Source organism: Nonomuraea sp. ATR24 (genome assembly GCF_041950485.1).
In the GTDB taxonomy this organism is placed as follows: Bacteria; Actinomycetota; Actinomycetes; order Streptosporangiales; family Streptosporangiaceae; genus Nonomuraea; species Nonomuraea ceibae.
The window spans coordinates 20,591-44,025 of sequence record NZ_JBGNUU010000008.1; the positions used below are offsets into that span (position 1 = coordinate 20,591).

Annotated in this window: 25 protein-coding genes; 16 read left to right on the forward strand and 9 right to left on the reverse strand. The window is 70.3% G+C overall.

Annotated elements, in window-relative coordinates:
- The first annotated feature begins 14 nt into the window (after positions 1-14).
- Positions 15-836 (forward strand): alpha/beta fold hydrolase, encoded by an 822-nt coding sequence (locus ACBI99_RS21065; RefSeq protein ID WP_375073161.1) that lies wholly within the window; start codon positions 15-17, stop codon positions 834-836.
- Positions 837-849: 13 nt separating this feature from the next.
- On the opposite strand, the gene ACBI99_RS21070 is transcribed toward ACBI99_RS21065, so the two are convergent.
- Positions 850-1,431: a TetR/AcrR family transcriptional regulator gene (locus tag ACBI99_RS21070; protein WP_375073163.1), complete on the reverse strand. Its 582-nt coding sequence runs from the start codon at positions 1,429-1,431 to the stop codon at positions 850-852.
- A 91-nt stretch (positions 1,432-1,522) separates the two neighbouring features.
- Here ACBI99_RS21070 and ACBI99_RS21075 point away from each other — a divergent pair, with 91 nt between their 5' ends.
- On the forward strand, positions 1,523-2,386 hold the full coding sequence (locus ACBI99_RS21075; RefSeq protein WP_375073164.1) for an NAD(P)-dependent oxidoreductase: 864 nt from the start codon (positions 1,523-1,525) through the stop codon (positions 2,384-2,386).
- Between the two features lie 104 nt (positions 2,387-2,490).
- Positions 2,491-3,252 carry an SDR family oxidoreductase gene (locus tag ACBI99_RS21080; protein WP_357585019.1) on the forward strand — a complete coding sequence of 254 codons (762 nt, stop codon included), beginning with the start codon at positions 2,491-2,493 and terminating at the stop codon, positions 3,250-3,252.
- Positions 3,253-3,270: 18 nt separating this feature from the next.
- Here ACBI99_RS21080 and ACBI99_RS21085 read toward each other — a convergent pair whose 3' ends face one another.
- Entirely contained in the window at positions 3,271-3,738 is a 468-nt protein-coding gene (locus ACBI99_RS21085) for a pyridoxamine 5'-phosphate oxidase family protein (RefSeq protein ID WP_357585017.1), read from the reverse strand.
- A gap of 54 nt (positions 3,739-3,792) precedes the next feature.
- Between ACBI99_RS21085 and ACBI99_RS21090 the strand changes: the two genes are divergently transcribed.
- The 3 genes from ACBI99_RS21090 (at position 3,793) to ACBI99_RS21100 (ending at position 5,720) form a co-directional block, all read left to right on the forward strand.
- A complete protein-coding gene (locus ACBI99_RS21090) occupies positions 3,793-4,392 on the forward strand; it encodes a TetR family transcriptional regulator (RefSeq protein ID WP_357585015.1) in 600 nt (199 codons plus the stop codon).
- 147 nt (positions 4,393-4,539) lie between these two features.
- Complete coding sequence (locus tag ACBI99_RS21095; RefSeq protein ID WP_357585013.1) at positions 4,540-5,301, forward strand: FHA domain-containing protein; 762 nt, start codon at positions 4,540-4,542, stop codon at positions 5,299-5,301.
- Complete coding sequence (locus tag ACBI99_RS21100) at positions 5,298-5,720, forward strand: DUF5955 family protein (protein WP_375073166.1); 423 nt, start codon at positions 5,298-5,300, stop codon at positions 5,718-5,720. Before ACBI99_RS21095 ends, ACBI99_RS21100 begins: the two co-directional genes overlap by 4 nt.
- Here the strand turns inward: ACBI99_RS21100 and ACBI99_RS21105 are convergent.
- Together ACBI99_RS21105 and ACBI99_RS21110 are read right to left on the reverse strand one after the other, a co-directional pair.
- Positions 5,717-6,496, reverse strand: coding sequence for a hypothetical protein (locus ACBI99_RS21105; protein ID WP_375073168.1), 780 nt, complete (start codon positions 6,494-6,496; stop codon positions 5,717-5,719). The genes ACBI99_RS21100 and ACBI99_RS21105 overlap by 4 nt on opposite strands.
- A 95-nt stretch (positions 6,497-6,591) precedes the next feature.
- Positions 6,592-7,596, reverse strand: coding sequence for a LacI family DNA-binding transcriptional regulator (locus ACBI99_RS21110; protein WP_357585007.1), 1,005 nt, complete (start codon positions 7,594-7,596; stop codon positions 6,592-6,594).
- Positions 7,597-7,844: 248 nt separating this feature from the next.
- On the opposite strand from ACBI99_RS21110, the gene ACBI99_RS21115 reads away from it, so the two are divergent.
- The 8 genes from ACBI99_RS21115 to ACBI99_RS21150 all read left to right on the forward strand — a co-directional run bounded on the left by ACBI99_RS21115 (position 7,845) and on the right by ACBI99_RS21150 (position 17,236).
- Positions 7,845-9,122 carry an ABC transporter substrate-binding protein gene (locus ACBI99_RS21115; RefSeq protein ID WP_357585005.1) on the forward strand — a complete coding sequence of 426 codons (1,278 nt, stop codon included), beginning with the start codon at positions 7,845-7,847 and terminating at the stop codon, positions 9,120-9,122.
- Positions 9,123-9,199: 77 nt separating this feature from the next.
- Positions 9,200-10,126, forward strand: a complete 927-nt coding sequence (locus ACBI99_RS21120; RefSeq protein WP_375073170.1) for a carbohydrate ABC transporter permease — start codon at positions 9,200-9,202, stop codon at positions 10,124-10,126.
- A gap of 1 nt (position 10,127) precedes the next feature.
- Complete coding sequence (locus ACBI99_RS21125; protein ID WP_375073172.1) at positions 10,128-10,979, forward strand: carbohydrate ABC transporter permease; 852 nt, start codon at positions 10,128-10,130, stop codon at positions 10,977-10,979.
- A complete protein-coding gene (locus ACBI99_RS21130; protein ID WP_375073174.1) occupies positions 10,976-12,337 on the forward strand; it encodes a GH1 family beta-glucosidase in 1,362 nt (453 codons plus the stop codon). The genes ACBI99_RS21125 and ACBI99_RS21130 overlap by 4 nt, the downstream gene beginning before the upstream one ends.
- Before the next feature lie 592 nt (positions 12,338-12,929).
- Positions 12,930-13,136 carry a hypothetical protein gene (locus tag ACBI99_RS21135; RefSeq protein ID WP_375073176.1) on the forward strand — a complete coding sequence of 69 codons (207 nt, stop codon included), beginning with the start codon at positions 12,930-12,932 and terminating at the stop codon, positions 13,134-13,136.
- 293 nt (positions 13,137-13,429) lie between these two features.
- Positions 13,430-14,017 carry a helix-turn-helix transcriptional regulator gene (locus ACBI99_RS21140; RefSeq protein WP_219517194.1) on the forward strand — a complete coding sequence of 196 codons (588 nt, stop codon included), beginning with the start codon at positions 13,430-13,432 and terminating at the stop codon, positions 14,015-14,017.
- A 250-nt stretch (positions 14,018-14,267) separates the two neighbouring features.
- Positions 14,268-15,638 carry an alpha/beta hydrolase family protein gene (locus ACBI99_RS21145; RefSeq protein WP_375073178.1) on the forward strand — a complete coding sequence of 457 codons (1,371 nt, stop codon included), beginning with the start codon at positions 14,268-14,270 and terminating at the stop codon, positions 15,636-15,638.
- A gap of 857 nt (positions 15,639-16,495) precedes the next feature.
- On the forward strand, positions 16,496-17,236 hold the full coding sequence (locus ACBI99_RS21150) for an enoyl-CoA hydratase/isomerase family protein (RefSeq protein ID WP_357584995.1): 741 nt from the start codon (positions 16,496-16,498) through the stop codon (positions 17,234-17,236).
- Positions 17,237-17,368: 132 nt separating this feature from the next.
- Here the strand turns inward: ACBI99_RS21150 and ACBI99_RS21155 are convergent, their stop codons facing one another.
- The 3 genes from ACBI99_RS21155 to ACBI99_RS21165 all read right to left on the reverse strand — a co-directional run bounded on the left by ACBI99_RS21155 (position 17,369) and on the right by ACBI99_RS21165 (position 18,955).
- On the reverse strand, positions 17,369-17,740 hold the full coding sequence (locus tag ACBI99_RS21155) for a cysteine hydrolase family protein (protein WP_375073180.1): 372 nt from the start codon (positions 17,738-17,740) through the stop codon (positions 17,369-17,371).
- Positions 17,741-17,809: 69 nt separating this feature from the next.
- Entirely contained in the window at positions 17,810-18,034 is a 225-nt protein-coding gene (locus ACBI99_RS21160; RefSeq protein ID WP_375073182.1) for a hypothetical protein, read from the reverse strand.
- 240 nt (positions 18,035-18,274) lie between these two features.
- Entirely contained in the window at positions 18,275-18,955 is a 681-nt protein-coding gene (locus ACBI99_RS21165) for a TetR/AcrR family transcriptional regulator (RefSeq protein ID WP_219510531.1), read from the reverse strand.
- A gap of 92 nt (positions 18,956-19,047) precedes the next feature.
- Between ACBI99_RS21165 and ACBI99_RS21170 the strand changes: the two genes are divergently transcribed.
- Positions 19,048-19,515, forward strand: a complete 468-nt coding sequence (locus tag ACBI99_RS21170) for a DUF1772 domain-containing protein (RefSeq protein ID WP_219510530.1) — start codon at positions 19,048-19,050, stop codon at positions 19,513-19,515.
- A gap of 964 nt (positions 19,516-20,479) precedes the next feature.
- Here ACBI99_RS21170 and ACBI99_RS21175 read toward each other — a convergent pair.
- Entirely contained in the window at positions 20,480-21,373 is an 894-nt protein-coding gene (locus ACBI99_RS21175; RefSeq protein ID WP_375073185.1) for an alpha/beta fold hydrolase, read from the reverse strand.
- 110 nt (positions 21,374-21,483) lie between these two features.
- On the opposite strand from ACBI99_RS21175, the gene ACBI99_RS21180 reads away from it, so the two are divergent.
- Positions 21,484-22,230, forward strand: a complete 747-nt coding sequence (locus tag ACBI99_RS21180; protein ID WP_357584985.1) for a TetR/AcrR family transcriptional regulator — start codon at positions 21,484-21,486, stop codon at positions 22,228-22,230.
- A 279-nt stretch (positions 22,231-22,509) separates the two neighbouring features.
- Here the strand turns inward: ACBI99_RS21180 and ACBI99_RS21185 are convergent, their stop codons facing one another.
- Positions 22,510-23,433 (reverse strand): LysR family transcriptional regulator, encoded by a 924-nt coding sequence (locus ACBI99_RS21185; RefSeq protein ID WP_375073187.1) that lies wholly within the window; start codon positions 23,431-23,433, stop codon positions 22,510-22,512.
- Positions 23,434-23,435 lie beyond the last annotated feature (2 nt).

The following is a 23,435-nucleotide window of genomic DNA, read 5'->3' on the forward strand; positions in this document are numbered from 1 at the left end:
AGGACAGACCCTCCGTGAACGACACCGTCACCTCCGCCGACGGCACCCCCATCGCCTGCACGATGATCGGCTCCGGCCCCGCCCTGCTCGTCGTCAACGGCGCCCTCGCGCACCGCGACTCCCACCCCACCGAGGGCATCCTCGCCCGCTCCCTGACCGACCGGCACACCGTCATCACCTACGACCGGCGCGGGCGCGGCGCCAGCGGCCCCGCCGGCCCCGCCCTGCCCGCCGCCGACGCCGTCGCGGCCGAGATCGCCGACGTCGCCGCCCTCATCGACCTGGCCGGGGGCAAGGCCGCCGTGCTCGGCCTGTCCTCCGGCGCCGTCCTGGCCCTGGAAGCCGTACGCGCCGGGCTGCCGATCACCGCGCTCGCCCTGTGGGAGCCGCCGTTCGTCGTCAACGGCGCGCGCCCGCCGCTCGGCCCCGGCTACCGCGAACGCCTCCAGCGGGCCCTGGCCGAAGGCCGCCCCGGCGACGCGCTCGCCCAGTTCTTCGCCGAGGCCGCCGGGTTCCCCGCCGAGGCCGTCGCTCCGATGCGCGCCGAACCGTTCTGGGCCGGCATGGAACGGCTCGCGCCCTCACTCGCCCACGACGCCGCCGTCATGGGCGACACCCAGAGCGGCGACCCGGCCGCCCTGGACCGCTTCGCCGGCGTCGGCGTCCCCGCCCTCGTCATGTACGGCGGCGCGAGCGAGCCCTGGCTCGCCGGGGCCGCCACGGCGCTGGCCGCCGTGCTGCCCGACGCCACGCTGCGCGAGCTGCCCGGCCAGGACCACGACGTGGCCCCCGACCTGCTGATGACGGCGCTCACCACCTGGCTGCCCGCCTACTGACCGGCAGGGCGCCTCAGCGGTAGGAGTCGATCAGCCGGGCCAGGTGCCTGCCCGCCACGAGCAGCGGCGTCCGGCTCTGCGACACCTGCGCGGACATCTCGGCGCCTTCCAGCGTGTTGACCACCGTGTGCGCGAGGTCGGCCGCCACGTCACCGGCGAACCCCGACCGGCGCAGCCTGGCCGCCACCACGGCACGCCAGTGGGCGAACGCCTCGTCGGCGGCGCGCTGGATGTCGGGCACCCGCCCGGAGCTCTCCAGCGCGGTCGTGGTGATCGGGCACCCGTCCAGCCAGCCGGAGTCGCTGAGCCCCTGCGCCAGGCGTTCGGCGCACACGATCATCGCCTGCGCCGGGTCGTCCGCCTCGTCCAGGACCTCACGCAGGAAGGCGGCGAACTCCTCGTCGCCGTGGCGCACCGCCGCGACCGCCAGCTCCGCCTTGCCGCCGGGGAAGAAGTGGTAGACGGAGCCGAGCGTGGCCCGCGCCTCCTGGGAGATCTGCTTCAGCCCGGTCGCCTCGTAGCCCCGCCGCTGCATCAGCCGGGAGGTGGCCCGGACGATCCGCTCCCGGGTGCCGAGCTCGTGCGTCGTCGTCATGCCGCCATCCTACTGAGTAGAACGTTCGTTTTAGCCGTGCTAGGGTCCTCCACGTTGAATAGAACGTTCGTTTTAGCCGGAGGAGTCCTTCATGACCGCCACGTCCGTGACCGTGATCGGCCTGGGCCCCATGGGCCACGCCATGGCCACCACCTACCTCGACCGGGGCTACGACCTCACCGTCTGGAACCGCACCCCCGCCAAGGCCGGCGCCCTCGTCGCCCGCGGCGCCCGCCTCGCCCCCACCGTCGAGGACGCGCTGCGGGCCAGCGACCTCGTCGTGCTCAGCCTGACCGACTACACCGCCGTGTACGCCATCCTCGAACAGGCCCCCGCCGCCCTGGCCGGACGTACCGTCGCCAACCTCACCTCCGACACCCCCGCCCGCGCCCGCGAGGCGGCCGCCTGGCTCGCCCGCCACGGCGCCGTCCAGCTCACCGGCGGCGTCCAGGTCCCCCCGCCCGGCATCGGCACCCCCGGCGCCATGACCTACTACAGCGGCCCCGCGGCGGCGATCGAGACCCACCGGGCCACCCTCGAGACGCTCACCGGCATCGACCACCTCGGCGAGGACCCCGGACTGGCCGCCCTGTACTACCAGATCGGCATCGACATGTTCTGGATCGGCCTGACCGGCTACCTGCACGGACAGGCGCTGGCGCAGGCCAACGGCATCTCGGCGCAGGACTTCCTGCCGCACGCCCTCAAGACCGCCGACTTCCGCTACTTCCTGGAGTTCTACGCGCCCCGCATCGACGCCGGCAACCACGCGGGCGACGTGGAGACGCTCTCCATGGCCGTGGCCAGCCTCGAACACGTGGTGCGCACCGCCGAGGAGTCCGGCGTCGACGCCTCGCTCCCCGCGGCCACCCTGGACCTCTTCCGTCGCGGCGTCGCCGCCGGCCGCGACCAGGACAGCCTCACCAGCCTCGTCGAGGTCGTCCAGAAGGGTTGATCGCGGCTCGCCGCACCGGCCGGGTGCCTTTACAAAGTAGATTCACAGCGCTCGCCCGCCCCGCCCGGCGGTCCGGCGCGGGCGCCGTGCTAGCTTCTTCGGCCATGTCCGACTACTTGCGTGCGCTGTTCTCCCTCGACGGCCGCCGGGCCCTGGTCACCGGCGGCAGCTCCGGCATCGGCTACGAGATCGCCGAGGCCCTCGGCCGGGCCGGCGCCGAGCTCGTCATCGTCGCCCGCAGGCAGCCCGAACTGGACAAGGCCCTCGACCGGCTCGCCGGCCACGGCGTCCGCGCCACCGCCATCAGCGCCGACCTGGGCGAGCGCGCCGCCGTCCGCCGCGTGTGCGAGCAGGCCGGGCAGATCGACATCCTGGTCAACGACGCCGCCAACAACATCCGCAAGCCCATGGCCGAGCTCACCGAGGACGACTACGACCAGACGATCGCCGTCAACCTGACCGCCCCGTACCTGCTCGGCCAGCACTACGGCCCCCGCATGGCCGAACGCGGCTGGGGCCGCATCATCAACATCGGCTCCCAGCAGACCGTCAGCGCGTTCGGCGACAGCGGCGTCTACGGCGCCGCCAAGGCCGCCATCGGCGGCCTGACCCGCTCCCAGGCCGAGGCGTGGTCGCCGCGCGGCGTGTGCGTCAACACGATCATCCCCGGCTTCGTGCTCACCCCGCTCACCGAGCCGGCCCAGGCCGTCCCCGGCCGCGTCGAACAGCTCGCCGCCCGCCACATGACCCGCCGCAACGGCGTGCCCGCCGACTTCGCCGGCGCCGCCGTGTTCCTCGCCGGTGACGCCTCGGCGTTCGTCACCGGGCAGATGCTGTACGTGGACGGCGGGTTCTCCGTTCACTGACCGCCTTCACAAAGTAGATCACTTACGCCGGACCTGGCGGACGCCCCTGCCCGGGTGCCACATGTCGATGACCAGCTCGTCGCCCTCCACCCGGGTCAGGGCCATCTCCGTCACCTCGATCCTGAACAGGTGCGAGCCGGTGCCCGGCAGCTCGAACGCCGCCAGCGTCGCCTCGTCGGTGATCTCCTGGGCCCGCCCGGCGAGCTTCGCGTCGCCCTCCCAGACGCCGCCGCCCGGTGGCTCGGGCGGCGTGGCGACGTGCAGCGCCATGCGCGGGTCGCGGCGCAGGTCGAGCGCCTTGACCGCGCCGGGCATCGACCCCATCCACAGCTCGCCGTCGCGGAACTGCGTCTCGGTGCCGCTCACCCGGGGCGACCCGTCCGCGCGCAGTGTGGCCAGCACCTTGTGCTGCTGGGCCTCCAGCAGCCGCCGCACCTTCGCGGCCAGCTCGGGAGCCGCGGCTTCGACATCGGTCCATGAAGTCATGCGCACCACATTAGTAAATGTATGCTCATTTACAAACCTGCACGAAGGAGCGGCATGGCCAGACCCCGCACGACCAGCGACGAGGCGATCCTCGAGGCGGCCGCCCGGGCCATCGGCCGGCACGGGGCGCAGGGCTTCACGCTGGCCGCGGCCGCCCGCGAGGCCGGGCTGGCGGCGGCCACGCTCGTGCAGCGGTTCGGCTCCAAACGCGGGCTGCTGCTCGCCGTCGCCGCCCACTCCGCACGCACCGTCGCCGCCCCCTTCGAGCGGGCCAGGGACGAGCACCCGGCGCCACTGGCCGCCCTGCACGCCGCCCTGGAGGCGCTCGCCTCTGGCGTCGCCACGCCCCACGAGCTCGCCCGCAGCCTCGGCTTCCTGCAGCTCGACCTGACCGACCCCGGCTTCCGCGAGCACGCCGCCGAGCACGCCCGGCGGATGCGGCAGGAGATCGCCACCCTGCTCGCCGACGCCGTCACCGCGGGCGAGCTCGCCGCCGGCACCGACGTGGCGGCGCTGTCGCGCGCCGTGCAGGTCACCTACAACGGGACGCTCATCGTGTGGGCGCTGTCCGGCGACGGCACCCTGGCCGCCGCCCTGCGCGACGACCTGGCCGCGACCCTGCGGCCGTACGTGGCGGATGACGGGAAAGCCTGATCGACATTTCCCACTATTAACCGATAAAAGGGGATTTATCGAATGGGTTGTTGAGCCGGGGAGTAGGTTATTGTTACCTCCCGAATACTGTCGACGCAGTATTTGCGGGCTGGAAGCTTATCGCGCTGACCGCAAAAGGGGGTGCATATGTCCTACAATGACGCTGTTCAGCCATGCCTGGTCGTCACCAGCCGGCCGATGGCGGGCGCGAGTTTCGAAATCTTCACCGGTCACACCGAGATCGGCAGCGCCCACGGCGCCGGCATCCAGCTGGACTGCGACGGGGTCAGCCGTCGCCACGCCTCCATCGACAACGACGGCCGCCGCACCGTGATCAGCGATCTCGGCTCGCTCAACGGCACCTGGGTCAACGGCCGCAAGCTCACCTCCGGCCACGTGCTGCGCGACGGCGACCAGGTCCGCATCGGCTTCGCCACGCTGCGGTTCATGCAGGCCGAAGAGCCCGAGCCGGAGTACGGCTACCGCTTCGGCGACGTGGCCGGGCCGGTCAACGCCGGCAGCGGCCACCTCAACGCGGGCGGCAGGCAGCAGATCGCCGGGCGCGACATCTACGGCGACACCGTCCACGTCACCGACGACTACGACCCGTGGGACGAGGTGTTCCAGGGACGCGGCCCCGGGCGCGGCATCGCCGTCCTCGGCGCGTGCGTGTCACTTCTGGGATTCGCGCTTTTCGCCGGCGTCATCTTCAGCGGATTCTCCGGAAATCTCCTCGACGACCCTTTCGCACAGGAATTGGTGGCCGGAATACCGTCGGCGCCCGCCGGATTCGCGCTGTTCCTCGGCGGCGGACTGCTCGCCGCCCTCGGCCTGTCCATGGCGAAAGCCGCTCGCAAAAGAACCGAGCCCCGTAAAGGGCGGCGGCGGCAGAGAGGCGGCGCCCGATGAGCGGGGAAACCTTCCGGTTCGGCGACGTACGCGGCCCGGTCAACGCCGGCAGCGGCAACCTGAACATCCACGGCCACCAGCAGATCGCCGGCCGCGACCTGCGCACCGGCCCCGCCACCGACCCCGCAACGGCCCTCCGCGCCGACCTCGACACCCTGCGCCGCGCCCTGGACGAGCTGCGGCTCACCCCCGCCGAACACCGCACCGCCGAGACCGAGCTGACCGCGCTGGAGCACGAAGCCGCCCAGCCCTCCCCCGACCCCGGCCGCATGGGCCGCCACCTCCAGGCGTTCACCACCACCCTCGAACATGCCGGAGCGCTCGCCGGAGCGGGTCTCGCGGTCATCCAGGCCATCACCGCCATCGCCACCTGGCTCGGCCCCGCCGGCCACCAGGCCCTCTCCCTCCTCGGCCTCTAGGACGCCGGTCCGTCAAGGCGATCCAACCCCCCTTTACGCCGCCGGGCCTGCCGCCACAGGAGGTAGCCGGCCGGCAGCACGAGCACCAGCAGCCGGGCGGGGTCGTCGCGGAGGTCGTCGAACCGGAGCAGGCTCAGCAGGCCGGCGCGCAGGGAGTCGTCCCCGGTGAGGAGCGGGGCCAGGGCCACCAGCCCCCACACCACCAGGGCGTCCAGGACCGCCGCCGCCGCGCGCCGCCCCGGGACCGGCGGCGCCGGGGAGCCGGAGGCGAGCAACACCAGCAGGGCCGCCACCAGCAGGCACAACTCCCAGAGCCCCCAGCCGCCCGGCAACGCCCCGAACCACTCTGCGCCGAACACCGGCAGCGAGCCGGAGCAGATGCCGTCCCCCCGGTAGTCGGCCGAGAGCGGCCGGGCGAGCGCGACCAGCGCCAGCACCCCGGCGGCACGCGGTCCCGCCGTCGCCGAACGCCGCCGCACGAGGGCGACCAGCACGGCCACCACCGGCACGGCCCAGATGATCGCGAGCTCGGTGAGCGTGGCGAGGTCGTCGCGCAACGGCAGGAACGGCGAGCGGTCGATCGCGTCGTACGGGCGTACGCAGCGGATGACGCCCTCGGTGAAGCCCCCGTCGTAATCGCTCGCGTCGCTCTCCTCGTAAAGACTGGCCGCCGCGTACAGGGAGGACCGGTCGAACCAGCTCTTCCAGGTGTCCCAGGTGGGGTAGCTCGCGGCGGCGATGGCCGCCGGCCAGGCCAACGGGGCTGAGGGTGACACGTCACGGGCTCCTTCGCTTCCCGGCGAACCCTACCGGTGATCTTGGGCCTCACGACCCTTCCCCATCGCAGAGATGACGGCCGCCCGCCCGAGGTCTACCCGGTGGAGCCCCGGACGACCAGGGAGGTCGGCAGGATCCGCGGGGCAGGGGTGGCGCCTTCGTTGATCATCGTGATGACCGCCGCGGCCGCCGCCGTCCCGAAGCCCGCCTTGTCCTGGGCCACGGTGGTCAGCCCCGGCGGCACCAGAGCGGCCAGCTCGATGTCGTCGAACCCGACCAGCGCGATGTCCTCGGGCACCTTCAGCCCCGCCTCGGTCACGGCCCGCAGCGCGCCGATCGCCATCTCGTCGCCCGCGGCGAACACCGCGTCGGGCCGCTCCTCCAGCTCCAGCAGGGCGCGCATCGCGGTGTAGCCGCCGGACAGGTAGAAGTCGCCCTCGACGACCAGTTCCGGCCGGTGCGCCAGGCCGAGCGCGGCCAGTTCGTCCAGGTAGCCGCGCAGCCGCTCGGCGCCCGGCCTGGTGCCGGCCGGGCCGGTGATGGTGGCGATGGCCCGGCGCCCGATCGCGTGCAGGTGGCGGACCGCCTCACGGGCCCCGCCCACGTTGTCGGAGGTCACGTAGGTGGTCCACGGTCCCCGTACGGGCCGGTCGAGGGAGACGCAGGGCACCTCCGACTCCGCCAGCGGCTGGAGCGAGGGGTCGGCTCTGCCGTTGTCTATGAAGACCACGCCGTCGAGGTTGTGCCTGCGCACGGCGCGGAGAAAGCTGTCGGGCGTGCCGTCCTCGCTGGTGGCGAGCATGAGCAGGTGGTAGCCGCGCTCGCTCAGCGCGGTCTTCAGCCCGATGAGGATCTCTTGGAAGAACGGGTGCCGCCAGCCGGGGCGGCGGTGGTCGGTGTCCCAGATGAGGCCCACCATGTGGGATCTCTTGGTGGCCAGGGTGCGGGCCGACTCGTTGGGCAGGTATCCGATGCGTGCCGCGGTGCTGAGGATCAGCTCGCGGGTCTGGGCGTTCACCACCTCGGGGTTGTTGAACACGCGGGAGACAGTCGCCGGTGACACCCCGCAAAGGCGCGCCAGCTCTCGAATCGTTGCCACGGACGTACGCTATCGCATCTCGCTGAAACCGGTTTCATGTAACCGGTTGCATGAAACCTATGTGAGGGTCCATCCCCTGTCAATCAATCACCGTCGATTTCCGACACGTGACGTTTCTGTGACTTGACAGAGGGTGGCAGCAGTATGTGAGATGACGCTCTAACAGGCCGATGCCGCACCGTTGCCGCGGGGCTCGGCCTTCATCGCATCTCGCAGTCACCCTTTCTCTCCCCTCGAAGGAGTCCCAGGTGTCTGCAGGACGAACCCGTCTCGCCGCCGGAGCGCTGGTCATCGGCATGCTCGCCGCCGGTTGCGGCGGCTCCCCCTCCGCCGGCTCCACGCCGACCGACGGCAAGATCACACTGACGCTCAACCTGTTCGGGAACATGGGCTTCAAGGAGCTCTACGCCAAGTACGAGGCCGCCCACCCCAACATCAAGATCGTCGAAAGGACGTCGGCGTACAACGACCACCACCGCAACCTCGCGGCGCACCTGGCCACCCGCAGCGGCGCCGCCGACGTCGAGGCGATCGACACCGGCTTCATCGCCCAGTTCAGGAACCAGCCCCAGCACTTCGCCGACCTGCGCCAGCACGGCGCCGACCAGCTCAAGGACCGCTGGCTGCCGTGGAAGTGGGAGGCGTCGCTGGCCAAGTCGGGAGCCCAGATCGGCTACGGCACCGACGTCGGCGGCCTGGCCATGTGCTACCGCCGCGACCTGTTCGAGAAGGCCGGGCTGCCCACCGACCGTGACAAGGTCGCCGAGCTCTGGCCCGACTGGACGTCCTACTTCGAGACCGGCAAGCGCTACACCGCCAAGAAGCCCGAAGGCGCCGCGTTCTTCGACGGCGGCCCCCAGGTGTTCAACGCGATGGTCGGCCAGATGGAGACCGGCTACTACGACACCCAGGACAACGTCGTGGTCGCCACCAACCCGGCCATCCGCTCCGCCTACGACCAGGTGCTCGAGGCCGTGGCCGAAGGCCAGTCGGCCAAGCTCGTCGGCAGCTCGCCCGCCTGGAACACCGGCTTCGCCAAGAGCCAGTTCGCCACCATCGCCTGCCCCGCCTGGATGCTCGCCAAGATCCAGGACCAGGGCAAGGCCTTCGCCGGGCAGTGGGACGTGGCCGCCATCCCGGGCGGCGGCGGCAACTGGGGCGGCTCGTACCTGACCGTCCCCGCCCAGGGCAAGCACACGAAGGAGGCCGTGGCGCTGATCGCCTGGCTGACGGCGCCCGAACAGCAGATCGAGGTGTTCACCAAGCACGGCATTCTGCCCTCGACCGTGGCCACGTACGACAAGCCCGAGGTGACGGGGCTCAAGCACGAGTTCTTCAACGACGCGCCGATCGGCCAGATCTTCACCACCGCCGCCCGCAACCTCAAGCCGCAGTACCAGGGCCCGAGGGCCGGCGACATCCAGACGGCCATCCGCGACGCGATCAACCGCGTGGAGGAGGGCAAGCAGGACGGCGCCGAGGCGTGGACGCAGATGCTCGGGGACGTCGAGCGCATCAGCAAGTGACGCGCGCCGACCTGTGAAAGCCGGTAACGGCGGGCGGTCAGGGCCCGCCGTCACCACCCGCCCCCCGAGGAGCCACCATGACCTCCGCCAGATCAGGGCCCCGGCGCCGCTGGGCCTACCAGCTCGACGTCAAGGGCTCGCCGTACCTGTACATCGCGCCGTTCTTCCTGCTGTTCGGCCTGGTGGGCATGTTCCCGCTGCTGTACACCGCCTACGTCTCCCTCACCGACTGGAACCTGCTGGACCCGGCCCACGAGTGGGTGGGCCTGGCCAACTACGCCGACCTGCTGGCCGACGACTACTTCTGGAACGCGCTGTTCAACACCGTCAGCATCTGGCTGTTGTCCACCGTGCCCCAGCTGCTGGCCGCGCTGTTCATCGCGCACATGCTCAACCGCAGGCTGCGCGCCCGCACGCTGTTCAGGATGGGCGTGCTGCTGCCCAACGTGACCTCGATCGTCGCGGTCACGATCATCTTCGCCCAGCTCTTCGGCCGCGACTTCGGCATGGTGAACTGGGCTCTCGAACTGGTGGGCCTGGATCCGATCGACTGGCAGGCCGGCACGCTCTCGTCGCACGTCGCGATCTCGCTGATCGTCATCTGGCGGTGGACCGGCTACAACGCCCTCATCTACCTGGCCGCCATGCAGACCATCCCCGAGGACCTGTACGAGGCGGCCCGGCTGGACGGCGCGAGCCAGTTCACCCAGTTCCGGAAGATCACCGTGCCGATGCTCCGCCCCACGATCATCTTCACCGCCGTCGTGTCCACCATCGGCGGCTTCCAGATCATCGCCGAACCGCTGCTGTTCCAGGCCGGCACCGGCAACCCGACCGGCGGCTCGGACCGCCAGTTCCAGACCGTCGGCCTCTACCTCTACGAGCAGGGCTTCAGCCTGTACGAGTTCGGCTACGCCTCGGCGATCGCCTGGACCCTCTGCATGATCATCGTGGTCATGGCGCTCGTCAACTTCGCCATCACGCGCAGGATCAGGAGCAGCTGACATGGCCGCCGTCACCACCGTCCGACGCCGCTTCCATCCCCAAGGAGCGGGGTTCTGGACCTACGCCGCGCTCATCGCCGTCCTGCTCGGCTCGCTGTTCCCCGTCTACTGGTCGCTGGTCGTGGCCTCCCACGACAACGACGCCATCGCCAGCGTCCCGCCGGTCCTCACCCCCGGCGGCCACCTGTTCGAGAACATCGCCCGGGTCTTCGACACCACCGCGTTCGGGCAGGCGATGCTCAACTCCGTCCTCGTCTCCAGCTCGGTCACCGTCTCGGTCGTGCTGTTCTCCACGCTGGCCGGCTTCGCCTTCGCCAAGCTGCGCTTCCGCGGGCGCAACGTGCTGCTCGTCATGGCCATCGCCACCACCACCGTGCCGCAGCAGCTCGGCATCATCCCGCTGTACATCCTCATGGCGGAGCTCGGCTGGACCGGCAGGCTCGAGGCGGTGATCGTGCCCGGCCTGGTCACCGCGTTCGGCGTGTTCCTCATGACCCAGTACCTCTCCAGCGCCATCCCCGACGAACTGCTGGAGGCCGGGCGCATCGACGGATGCAGCACGCTGCGGCTGTTCTGGCACGTCGTGCTGCCCGCCGCCCGCCCGGCCGCCGCCGTGCTCGGGCTGTTCACCTTCATGCAGGCCTGGAACGACTTCTTCTGGCCGCTGGTCGTCCTCACCCCGGAGAACCCGACCGTCCAGGTCGCGCTCTCCAGCCTGGCCAGCGGCTACACCACCGACTACGCGCTCGTGCTCACCGGCACCGTGCTCGCCATCGTGCCGATCGTGGCCGTCTTCGCCGCGCTGGGCCGTCAGATCATTGGGGGAATCATGTCAGGAGCGATCAAGGGATGAACCGGGAACGTACCGCCTTTCCCCCTGGATTCGTGTGGGGCACGGCCACCGCCGCCTACCAGATCGAGGGCGCCGTGGCCGCCGACGGGCGCGGGCCCTCCATCTGGGACACGTTCTGCCGCGTCCCCGGCGCCGTGGCCGGAGGCGACAGCGGCGAGCACGCCTGCGACTTCTACCACCGCTGGCCGCAGGACGTGGAGCTGATGGACCGGCTCGGCGCCGGGGCCTACCGCTTCTCGCTGGCCTGGCCCAGGATCATGCCCGACGGCGACGGCCGGGTGAACCAGCGCGGCCTCGACTTCTACCGGAAGCTCGCCGACACCCTGCGCGAGCGCGGCATCGAGCCGTACGTCACCCTCTACCACTGGGACCTGCCCCAGGCGCTGGAGGACCGCGGCGGCTGGCGCGCCCGCGACACCGCCGCACGCTTCGCCGACTACGCCGAGGTCGCGCACGAGGCGCTGGGCGACACGGTGACACAGTGGATCACGCTGAACGAGCCGTACTGCTCGTCCATCGTCGGCTACGCCGAAGGCCGCCACGCGCCCGGCGCCCGCGAGGGACACGGCGCGCTCGCCGCCGCCCACCACCTGCTGCTGGGCCACGGCCTCGCGGTGGCCAGGCTACGGGCGCGGGCACGGCCGGGACAGCAGGTCGGCATCACGCTCAACATGTCGCCCACCGTGCCCGCGACCGGCTCGGCCGCCGACGCGGAGGCAGCGCGCAAGATGGACCTGCTGGTCAACCGGCAGTTCACCGACCCGCTGCTGCTCGGCGCCTACGCCTCCGACATGGCGGAGGTCTTCGGCGCGATCAGCGACTTCTCCTTCCGCCGCGAGGGCGACCTGGACGTCATCGGCGCCCCGCTGGACTTCCTGGGGGTCAACTACTACTACCGCATCCACGCCGCCGCGGCCCCGTACCAGCAGGCGGACCCCGCACTGCGCTCCGCCTTCGACCTGGGCGTGCGCAGCGTCACCCCGGACGGGGCTGCGACCAGCGGGCTGGGCTGGCCGATGGAGCCGCACGGGCTCCACGAGACCCTGCTCGGCCTGGCCCGGCGCTATCCGGCGCTGCCGCCGATCTTCATCACGGAGAACGGCTACGGCGACGACGGAACCCTCGACGACACCGGCCGGGTCGGCTTCCTGCGCGACCACCTGGCCGCCATCCGCACCGCGATGGCCGACGGCGTGGACGTGCGCGGCTACTTCTGCTGGTCGCTGCTGGACAACTTCGAGTGGGCCCGCGGGTACGCCGCCCGGTTCGGGCTCGTCCACGTCGACTACGAGACCCAGGTCCGCACGGAGAAGGCGAGCTTCCACTGGCTGCGCGAGTTCATCAGGAACCAGGAGTGAACACCCCGGCGACCGGCCCGGCACCTCCTCAGCATGAGCACCGCCCCACGGGAGTGCGCCTGGCAGGGCATCTGCCCGTACGGCGCGACGCGGCCCCCGCCGCACCAGGTCCGGTGGCTTGTTCCGTCAGGTCTCAGGACCCGTGCGGCAGATCCGGCTCGGGAGGTGATCTTCGGTAGGTCCGGTGGATGACAGTATCGCGCCCTGGTACGCCAAAGGGTTGCATGGGACTGGGCCTCCGTGAAGCCACACGGTCAGGGCAGGTCGTAGACCGTGACCGCGATACCGGCTCGGTAGCCGGCTTCCGGCTGCCGACGTCGTTGCACACGTGGCTGATGACCTTTGGTCCCTGGCCGTGGGGATGGGTCGCGTCGCCGGTCACATAAGAGATCACGGTGTGGAAGGTACGCCAGCGCCCTGACATTCGTGTCCCGCGCGATTTCAGGAGAAGGCCTTCTGCGGATGCCGCCTTCGAACGGCGAACCGGGCGATCGTCTTCGTGGTGGCCGGAGGGTCCTGTCGGTGTCCTCGATGGTCAAGGTCGTTTCAGCATGACCGATACGGGGCCCTTTACAAAGTAGATTCATTTCGAGTGGACTCCCTCGTAGGTGCGCGGCCCGAGGCTGCCCTGCCCAAATCGACGATCTCCACGATCTGCCAGGCCATCGTGGCCGCGGACGACTCCTGGTGCCGCCGCGACCTGGCGAACGTCGTGCTGCACCACCTGTTCCTGGACGCCTCCCATGTCAAGACGCATGAGAGGCAGCGGGCCGAGCCGATCCCGACCGCCCAACCTTGACAGCTCCGGCCACACCCGATGCCCGCTCACTGGAGGACGTAACGCCCGCCGCGTACTCCGAACGTCACCACCGGGTTCTGCGGAACGGCAACTGGCGACACTTCAATGCGCGACTCCACCGGTAGTGGTGCGCGGCGTTCCCGGAAAGCAGACGTGGCGGGCGGACTGCTGCCGGCCGGGCCGACGCTGGCTCTACAACCGCGTGCTGGCCCACACGTAGTAGCACCACCCACGTACCCGTAGTCTTACAAAGACTATTTGCAAAGAGTCTTTGCACACCGTACGGTGTCCCCATGTCAGACTCGCCCGCCCGGCAGGAGATCACCGACGTCGAGGCGCTGAAGCTGCTGGCCCACCCCATGCGGCAGCGCATCGAACGGCAGCTCAGACATGGCCCGGCCACCTCCACGACACTCGCCCGCGCCTTGGGCGAGAGCAGTGGGCTGACCAGCTACCACCTCCGTCAGATGGCCAGGCACGGCTTCATCGAAGAGGTCCCCGAGCTGTCGCGGGGGCGAGAAAGATGGTGGCGGCACGTCCCGGCCGATCGCAGGCTCCCGCCATACAGCAGGCAGTCGCCCGAGATGCGCGCGGTGGCGGAGGAGATCAGCCGCCTCGACCTCGCCGAGGAGTTGGAGCAGCTGACCCGCTTCCAGCTCCAGCGCGGGGAGATGGGAGAGTGGGCCGATGCCCTCGCCTGGTCCCGCTCGGCGATCACGCTCACGGCCGAGGAGCTGGGCGAGTTCCTCGAGGCGTACGTGAAGCTGATCTACCGCTACAAGCGCCCGCCGGAGGAGACGCCGGAGGGCGCGCGGGTCGTGCTCGCGCGGCTGCTGGCCTTCCCTGAACCGCCCGGCGACGAGGACCGTGACGAGGGCTAGCCGGGACGTGTGAGTCCGGGCCGCCGGGTGCCAGCCCGGCGGCCCAGGAACGGAAACCGCATCACCACGCCCGCGAAGGGCGTGTCTCTACGTGTGCGAACTCCCAGAGAAAGGAGAGCAGCTCATGCTGCTCCTACGCAACTCAAGATGCCGCGGGACCGCGTTCACGGTCGCCCTTCTCGCCGCCGTACTGCTCCCCGGGTTACCTCCCGGGCCGGGGAGCGCTGCCGCCGACGCCGGGACGCGGGACGTGCGCAGCAGTGAGGTCACCTTCACCGGCGCCGGCGGCGTGACCCTGCACGGGACGGTCGTCGCCCCGCCGCAGGCCAAGGGCCGGCGCCCCGCCATCGTCATGGTGCACGGCGCGGGACCGGTCACCAGGGACGAATTCCGGGACGAGGCCGAGGCGTACGCCAGGCGCGGCGTCGTGGCCCTGATCTACGACAAGCGCACCGAGGGCTACTCCCCCGTGCGGCGCGACTACGGGATGCTGGCGGCCGACGCGCTCGCCGCCGTGCGCACCCTGCGTGCCCGGCCCGAGGTCGATCCGCACAGGGTGGGAATCTGGGGCCTGTCGGAGGGGGCCTGGGTGGCGCCCGTCGCGGCGGTGCGCTCGCCGCAGGTCGCCTTCCTGATCGTCGCGGGGGCGGTCGGCACGACTCCCGCCAGGCAGCAGGCGTGGGCGTACGGCGAGCGGCTCGCGCACGCGGGTGTGCGGGGGTCGCTCGTCACGGCGCTGCCATGGCGGTTCACCCGTTACGCTGTGGCCGCCGGGCTGTTCGCGGAGGCGGAGCACGATCCCGTACGGGAGTGGGAGCGGATACGCCAGCCGGTCCTCGCGGTGTGGGGCACCCTGGACAGGGAGGCGGTGCCCGCCGAGAGCGCGAAGATCATCGCGGCGGCGCTGGCCAGGGGCGGCAACGAGCACCACACGATCCGGTTCATCGACGGCGTGCGCCACAACCTCAACGGTACCCGTGACGACGGTTTCGACCGGCCCGACCTGTTGCCGGCGAGCTACGCCGAACTGGAGACGGCCTGGATCGAGTCTCAGGCCGGTGGCGCGCCGCCGTCCAGCGTCAGCATCCCGGCGGCCCAGGCGCGGGCGCGGGTGAGCGAGCCGGTGGACGGGCCGCTCGCCTGGTACGAGGCGCCCTGGTGGCAGCCGGTGGCGCTCACGCTCTTCGCGCTCGCCTGCCTCGGCCATCCCGTCGCGGCCCTCGTACGCCGGGTGCGCGGGCGCCGGGGCGTCCCCGTGGCCGCCCGGCCCGCCCGCGTGTTCGTCGCCGCGCTGGCGGCGACGACGCTGGGCTTCCTCGGCTACGTCGGTGTCCTCGCCCTGACCGGCGCGACCGTGATCGGGCCGGTCGTGCTCGGCCGGCCGGTGCCCTGGCTGCTGCTCCAGCTTCTCGCCGTGACCGTGGTCGCGGCCGGGATCACGACCGCCGTCACCGCGTGGCGCACCCGCCGCCGCCCGGCCCACGGAGCCAAGGGCGCGAGCCGCGCCGCCGTGCAGGACATCGCGCCGGCCCCTGAGGGGCGGGTCCGGCTCTGGCTGCTGCTGGTGGCCGGGCTGGCGTTCGTGCCCTGGGCCCTGTTCTGGGGACTCATCATCCCTTAGGCCCCTTTCCGCCCCGGCTCGGAGGACGAGGCCGCCAGAACCGGCGGCGCCCGCGCGAAAGTCCTCGACCTGCTGATCGACGTCGTCGCCGCGGGCCTCACGCCCGGGAAGGAGTCCCCGGCCTGCGGCCCTGCCAGGACATCGCGAGGACTGCAGGAATTTGGATGATTTCGTGAAGAAGTCAGGGGCCCCGGGCAATAACAGCGGTCCCTTACTCCCTTCCGGAAGGCGTCCTGGTGCATGAACGATCCTCTTGCGGTTGAGGCCGCGACAACAAGCGCCCACGAGGTGTCGGATTCCGAGGTGATTGATCGATCTCTGCTCGATCCTGAGAGGTTCGCGGAGATCTTCCGCAGGCACTTCCACGTCATCCACCGCTATGCCTCCGCCCGTCTCGGGCCGACAGCGGCCGACGACGTCGCGGCGGAGACCTTCTTGGTGGCCTTTCGGAATCGCCAGAAATACGGGCTGTCCCCATACGGAAACGGCCGTTCGCTTCGCGCTGATTGCCCATTCCGCGATCTACGCCATTGGCGGGATGGGCCGGTGGCGCATGCCGTGCCCCGGCGGCGTGCTGATGGGCCTCTACCTGGCCTTCCTACTTCATGGAAAGCTCACCTTCGGCGAGACGCGCCGCCGCGTCAAGGTCATCGGCCGCCTCACCGAGTTGCCCCGACCGACAATACGGCGTTGGCACTCACCACCGAGGCCGCCTAAGATCCACCCACGGTACCTACCTCGTGGGGCCAGTTGCACCGCTCCGAGGACGCGACACACAAGGTGATCGTCGGGCTGCGCGTTCCCCAGCGCACCGTCCCCAGCGCACCGGCAATGCGGCGAACTCAAGAGGTGACTCAATGATCGACGTAACCGACCACCAAGGCATCGCCGTACTCACGCTGGCCCGCGGGCCGGTGAACGCGTTGGATCTGGAGTTGCTCACCGCTCTTCCTGAGGCCCTCGCCGCCGTCGAAGGCGCCCACGCCATCGTCCTGACTGGCAGCGGGCGGTCCTTCTGCGCGGGTGTGAACCTGAAACGCATTGTGGAAGGCGGCGTCCAGTACATCGAGAAGTTCCTGCCAGCACTGAGCCGTGCGATGCTCGCCCTGTTCGAGCATCCCAAACCCGTCGTGGCCGCCGTGAACGGTCATGCCCTGGCTGGCGGCTGCGTGCTGGCGGCCGCCTGCGACCTGCGGCTGATGTCGGCCGGCACGATCGGGCTCACCGAACTCGCCGCCGGAGTGCCGTTCCCAACGGTCCCGCTGGAGATCATGCGCCATGCTCTGGGCCCGGCACTGGACACGCTGATGCTGCGAAACGATCGGCTGAATGCCGGTGAGGCCGCCGCGATCGGTCTGGTACACGAGATCATCGAGCCCGGGCATCTACTCACCGCGGCACTGCGACGGGCCGAAGAACTGTCCGCCGTCCCGCCCGAGGTGTACGCCCTGTCCAAGCTCCAACTCCACCGGCCGGCCCGCGACCGCATCGCCGCCGCCCAACCCCAGGACGAGCCCCACGTACTGAAAATCTGGAGCTCGGAGCGCACTGCTCAGAGTCTGCGCGACTATCTCGACTCCCTGCGCCAGTCCCGCTGATGTGGCTCCCTCCCTAGTCAGCGACACAGCGACTGCCTTGGCCGTGCCTCTATCGGCGCCCTACGTCTCCCTTGACCGCCACCCCTGGCGGACGATCACAGGCGAGCGGTCCACTCGTGGGCGGTGAGGACGTCAGCACCCTTGGCCGGGAAGACGCACCGCCCCGGTCGCGACGCCGGTCAGCACGATCGAGTCGACGCGCTGGGCGCGCAGCAGGCGATCGAGGTCGGTCGCCGCGAACGCGCTGGCCCTGCGCTTGAGAACGACGGCCTCGCCCGGCAACGGCTCGATGCGCGAATGCACGAGCGTCTCGGGAGACTCTTCGTGGAACAGCGTCCCCGCCCCATGCAGGCCCCTGATCAACTGGTTCCCCGCTGCCACGTCAAGCCCTGAGCCCCGGAGCCCGAAACGAATGAAGATCACCGGGATCCCGGCGGCCCTGGCCGCGGGAAGAACCTCTTCCACAGCGGGGATCACCTTGGCGGCGAAGGGATAATTGTCCACGATGCCTCGCCTGCAGATCCGCCGGCGCAAGGCCACGTAGCAGCGGGTCCCCTCCCTGCCGGGTGCGCGTCAGGCCGGCGCCCGCAGCTCTCCCCAGCCGCGTTCGCGTCCGGCGGCAGGCACCCGCACCAGCCCGACGCGGATCGGGTCGCTGAGGGCGGCCATCACCTCCGTCAAGGCGATCTCAGCCTGTTCGGGATGATGCGCCTGCCTCATCGTGATCGGGTGGCCGCTGTAGTGATCGGCGTACTCGGCCGGCAGCGAGCGCAGGCACCCCTCTCTGTAGATCAACATGCGGTCGGTGCACTCGGCCCGTACGGTGCGCACACCCACCGCTCGGCATAGCAGTTGCCCGCGGCGTGCGGGCGGGCGTCGAAGGCAGCGGTGAATTCGGTATCGCGGTCGCGGGTGAGGAAGCGGGCGGATCTGATCCCGGTCACCGAGGTCCATGAGTGGGTCGCGGGCCTGCTGGGCCGTCCAGGCGCCGAGCGGATGGGCGGTCACGCCCAGGATGAGCCGCGGCCGGTCCCCACATCAGCGGGCGTCGGCGCGCCCTGGATGTTCGAGCAGGGCCGCCGCGAGCATGGCGGCGAGCCACTCCTCGTACTCGGATTCGCTCCACCCGCACACCTCAGTCAGCTTCTCGAAGTTCTCCGTCGAGGTGAGGACGTAGATCTGCTCGGCCGCCCGGCCCGGCGGGAGTCCGCGGCGCAACGCTCCGAGGGCGTGGAGGTGCTCGGCCGGCCCACGGCTTCCGGTCAGCCTTTCCCGTTCGATGCCGACCAGCACGTCCTGGAGTCCCGCGTCGGCCGGGGACGCGGCGGCGGCCGCTCGCAGGACGCGGTGCACGGGCTTGATACGCCGGAGGATCGCGGTCGCCATGGCGGCGTACAGGGCCAGCTTGCGCACCGGATCCGGCTCGTCGAGGATCGCCTCGATCGCGGGACGGTCGCTCTGCGCCAGCGACCGGGCGTCCCCGGCCAGGGTGATGTCGTAGACGAGCTTGGCCAGTGAGGGTTTGCCACCCGGGCAGGACGAATACAGCGTCTGAACAGCCACGCCGGCCTCGCGCGCCACTTCGGCCATGGTGGTGTCGGCGTAGCCCTTGGCGACCATCAACTCCCCCGCCGCCGTCGCGATCTTCTGTCGCGTGGCCTGGGCGTGTTCCTGGCGCAGGGCGCTGGAGTAGCGGCGCCGCTTCCTCTGCTCAGTCATCGGTGACTATGGTCTCAGAATATATTGACTGGATGAACATCTAATGAAAAGGTTTGATTCTCTTCAATACTTCGTTTCCCGGGAGGCGTACGGTGTCCCTGGCTCTCACCGCGTCCAGAACGGTCGCACTGTCACTGGTCGGCCTGTACGCGGGCGGGGTCCTGTTCGTGGTGCTCGCGCCGTCCGTGGGCAGCTTGCCCGGGCCCGCGTACGTCCGCTACTGGCAGGCGCTCAACGTCGACTACGGGCGCGCGATGCCGCCGCTCCTCCTGACTGGCATCGCGGCGACGCTCGTCACGTCGGCCCTGTCGTGGCCCCGCGGATGGCTCACCCTCGGCCTCAGTTCGGCGGCCCTGCTCCTGGTGATCCTCACGGTCGCCCTCACCCTGACGGGCCTGGAGCCCCTCAACCGCGTCGTGGACACCTGGAACCCGGACAAACTGCCCGCCGACTGGCACGAGATCCGTCAGCGGTGGCTCAACCTGCACCTCGTCCGGACAGTACTCGCCGTCGCGGCGTTCGCCTGCCTGCTCACCGCCCAGGCCATCGATCGCGGCTAAGACCCTGAAACCGGCAAGCCGACCTTCCGAATTTGGGGGTGGTGCCCCCTTGGCGTGAGCGAGCGGTCCGGCGTCGACCGTTCGGTGCCGGTGGGTTCCAGATCTGTGACCGTCGGCGAGGCGTCGAAGGGGACAAGTACTCCAGTGACACTTCGCGATCTGTCCTGGCAGTGGCAGTGACGGCTACCTCGCATATCGGCGGCATACCATGCATGTACCGCCGCTCCCCAGGCTTGCGGTCCATGGGTCAGCCCTGGCTGACATAAGCGTGGCGCCGGGTGACGCTGAAACCCATGCTGCCAGCAGAAGGACTTGCCGCGCAGGGCGGCGGTCCTGCGCGGCTCCGGAGAGTACCAGCAGGTCCATCAGACATTGGACCGGCTCCAGACGCTCATTCACCGGGTGCCCATGCAAGAGGAGGTCGTCCGGGGGCTGATCGCGGGTGAGCGAGTGTCCCTCCTGCTCGCCGAGGGCGAGACCGCGCGGGCGCGCGAGCTGCTTCCTCGGCGGTGTGGGGCGCGTTCGCCTACGGCAACCCCGGTCACCTCGCCAGCGTCTGCGAGTGGCTGGGCAGGCTGCTCGCGCTGGAGGGTGATCCGAAGGGCGCGGCGCACGCGCTGAGGATGAGCGAAAGGATCAAAGGGGCGCTCGATCATGGAGACCCCGAGATCCGTGCCCTGATCAGGCATCTTGGCGAGGACGGCTACAGCGCGGCCTATCTGAGGGCGCCGACCTGCCGAGGCAGCAGGCGATCGACCGGCTGGACGCGATGGCCGACCGTCCGGTCTCGCCCTGAGTGGGGAGGCCGCCGCGCTCGCCGCGGCCGTCGAATGGGTTCAGCCTGCAGTCGAAGTAGTACGACGTTGTCCAAGTGGCCGGGCCGACGGGTTGGTGATGGTCAGGGGTGTGGCGCTTCACCGGGGGATCGGTTGGCTGGTGAGCAGGGGCCGGACCTTGGTGAGCATCAGGTCGAGGAATTGGTCGGGATGGCGAACGTGGTGCCTTCGGCCCATTCGTCGATGGTCGCGGACTCGGGCGTGACGCGCTGGGAGAAGCTCATGGCCTTGGTGTAGGCGGGCAGTTCGCGCAGGGAGTGCAGGGGCGAGGACAGCAGGGAGCCGACCACGACGGTCTTGATGGTGTCGAAGGTGAGCGGGTCGGAGCCGACGGTGTGCTTGTTGTACTGTGACCAGTCCTCGACGCGCCAGGCCGACTTGTCCGGGCCCATCGCGGTGACGGCGGCCAGTTCCTTGCGCTTGCCGGCCGTGCCAAGCCGGTCCAGCAGCGCGCGGTAGGCGGTGTGGTCGCGGCCGCCGGCGTTGATGTTCTGGTCGGTGCCCACATAGGCGGAGTACAGCTCCGGGTGGTTGCGGGCCAGGCGCAGCCCGACGAAGGAGCCGAAGGAGCAGCCGAGCAGCACGACTTTGCCGACGCCGAGCCGGGCACGGACGTGGTGGGTGACCTCCAGGGCGTCGCACTCGAGTCGCCGCAGGCTCAGGTCGCCCTGTCCGTCGGGGCCGCCGCGAGCGAAGGTCTTGCCTGCGCCGCGCATGTCCCACCGCACGATGGTGAAGTGCCGCTCCCAGACGCGGGTGCGCGAGGCGAAGATCAGGTTGGTGGCGCCGGGGCCGCCGTGGAGTTCCAGGATCACCGGGTTGCGGTGGTCTTCGCCGCGGATGGTGATCCACTGGTCGATGCCGCCGATGCGGACGAACCCGGATTCCTCGATGCCGTACGGGCTGGTGATGCGTAGCCGTTCGGCGTGGGCGGTGCGCCTGAGCCGGCGGTAGCCGAGCAGGCCGGCGGCGGGTACGGCGATGACAGCGGTGGCGGTTGCGGCGATAGCGACGCCCAGCATCTGTTACTTCCTTAAACTGTTTATAGTGATAACAAGCGTGTTTACGCTATATACAGTTGTGGGAGGGTGTCAACCAACGTCCGCGAACGACCTCATCAAGGGGAGCGACCATGGCCAGGGCAGCCAAGCCGCGCGAGAACAAGGACAAGAAGGCGCGCGACCTGCCGACAGGCATCGCGCTGCTGTGGGGCGAACAGGACCAACCCGCCCGCGGCCCCAAGCCCAGCCTCACCCCCCAGCGCATCGCCCAGGCCGCCGTGACCCTCGCCGACGCCGAAGGGCTGGAGACCGTCTCGATGAACAAGGTCGCCACCGAATTCGGCGTCTCGGCCATGGCCCTGTACCGCTACGTGCCCGGCAAGACCGAACTCGTCGAGTTGATGGTCGAAGCCGTCCTCGCCGAGCCTCCCGACCTGTCGGCCGTCGGCTCCGGCTGGCGAGCTCGGCTTTCCGCGTGGGCCCACCTCCAGTGGGAGGTCTACCAGGCCCATCCCTGGCTGCTGGCCGCCACCGCCATGCGCCGGCAGATCATGGGCCCCCACCAGCTCGCCTGGATGGACGCCGCACTGGCCGCCCTGGAACCGACCGGCCTGACCGCCGGCCAACGCCACCAGGTCTTCCTCCTGGTCGCCGGGCAGGTACGCAGCCTCGCCCAGCAACGGGCCGACTTCGACGAGGACCACAACCGTGAATGGGGCCGCCTGACCAGCGAGCTGCTCAACCGCCACAGCGATCGCTTCCCCGCCCTGACCAAGGCGATCGCCGACGGCGCATTCACCTCCGCCGAGCTCGATCCCCTCGACTTCGGCCTTGATCGCATCCTCGACGGCGTCCAGGTGCTCATCGACCGCGCCTAGCGAACCCCTACGATCGCTGGCCTGCTGACACAGCTGCGGCGCAGGTGAACGACGGCATCCGTCGGCGGCCCGAGTCGACCGGCAAGGACTCGCGCAGACCAACGCGATTTGGGCTCATCGACGTGACTCTTGGTCCCTACAGCGCCAAGATCCGGTCCGATCCTCCCCGGGGGCCGATCCGCCCGCAGAAAGTGCTGTGTGACCTGCTCGGGATCAACGCGGTCACGATCGGCCAGGCGATCAAAGCCGCCCGAGGCCCTCCCATCGGTCAGGACAACGCTACGCAGAAAGGGCGGAAGGAGTCGCAACGCTGGTGATGGGACCGGCCAGGAGATTCTTCGCGGATCGCACGAACTCCGTGACGAGTGGGTTCGTGTCTGCGGTCCGGGTGGCTACGACGATCTGGCAAGGCTCGATCCCGTCGAGCGCAACGGTGACCAGGCCGGGGCGCAGGGTGTGGCGCCGGTCGCCGGCCGGGACGATGGCGATGGCGGTGCCGTCGGCGATGGCCTCGAGTTTGTCCTCGTAGGTCTCGGCCAAGGTAGGACCCACCGGGGCGGGTTCGCTGTCCGATCGGGGTTCGAGCCGCCAGAAGGTGGTCCATACGACGCCCATCCCGGTGCAGCCCACGAGTGGTTCCGCGGCGATGTCGTCGGCCGTGACCGCCTCTTTCCCGGCGAGGCGGTGCGAGGTGGGCACGAGCAGGACGCGGGCCTCGGAGTACAGGACCGTCACCTCCAGTTCCTCGGCCGGGATGGGCAGCGGCGTGCGGGTGACCAGGACGTCGACCTGCCGCTCCAGCAGCATGGAGGCGTCCTGTGAGCCGAGGTGACGAGTGCGGACGTGGGCGTCGGGACAGCGATGGCGCAGGTCGCGCACGGCGGATGTGATGACGAGATCGTCGGCGTACCCGATGGTGATCGTGCGCGCCGGCGCCGCGGCCCGGGCGGTCCGGACCGCCTGCTGGGCGCCGTGCAGCAGTTGCTGTGCCTGGGGCAGGAAGGCCGCGCCCGCGGCGGTAAGGCGGCTGCCCTGGGTGGTGCGTTCCAGTAGACGCACGCCGAGAGTGTTCTCCAGGCGCTGGATCTGGCGGCTCAGGGAGGGCTGGGCGACACGCAGTTCCTCGGCCGCTCGGGCGAAGTTCAGCTGCTCGGCGACGACCGTGAAGTACCGGACCAGTCGTAGGTCCAGATCGGGAAGCATGT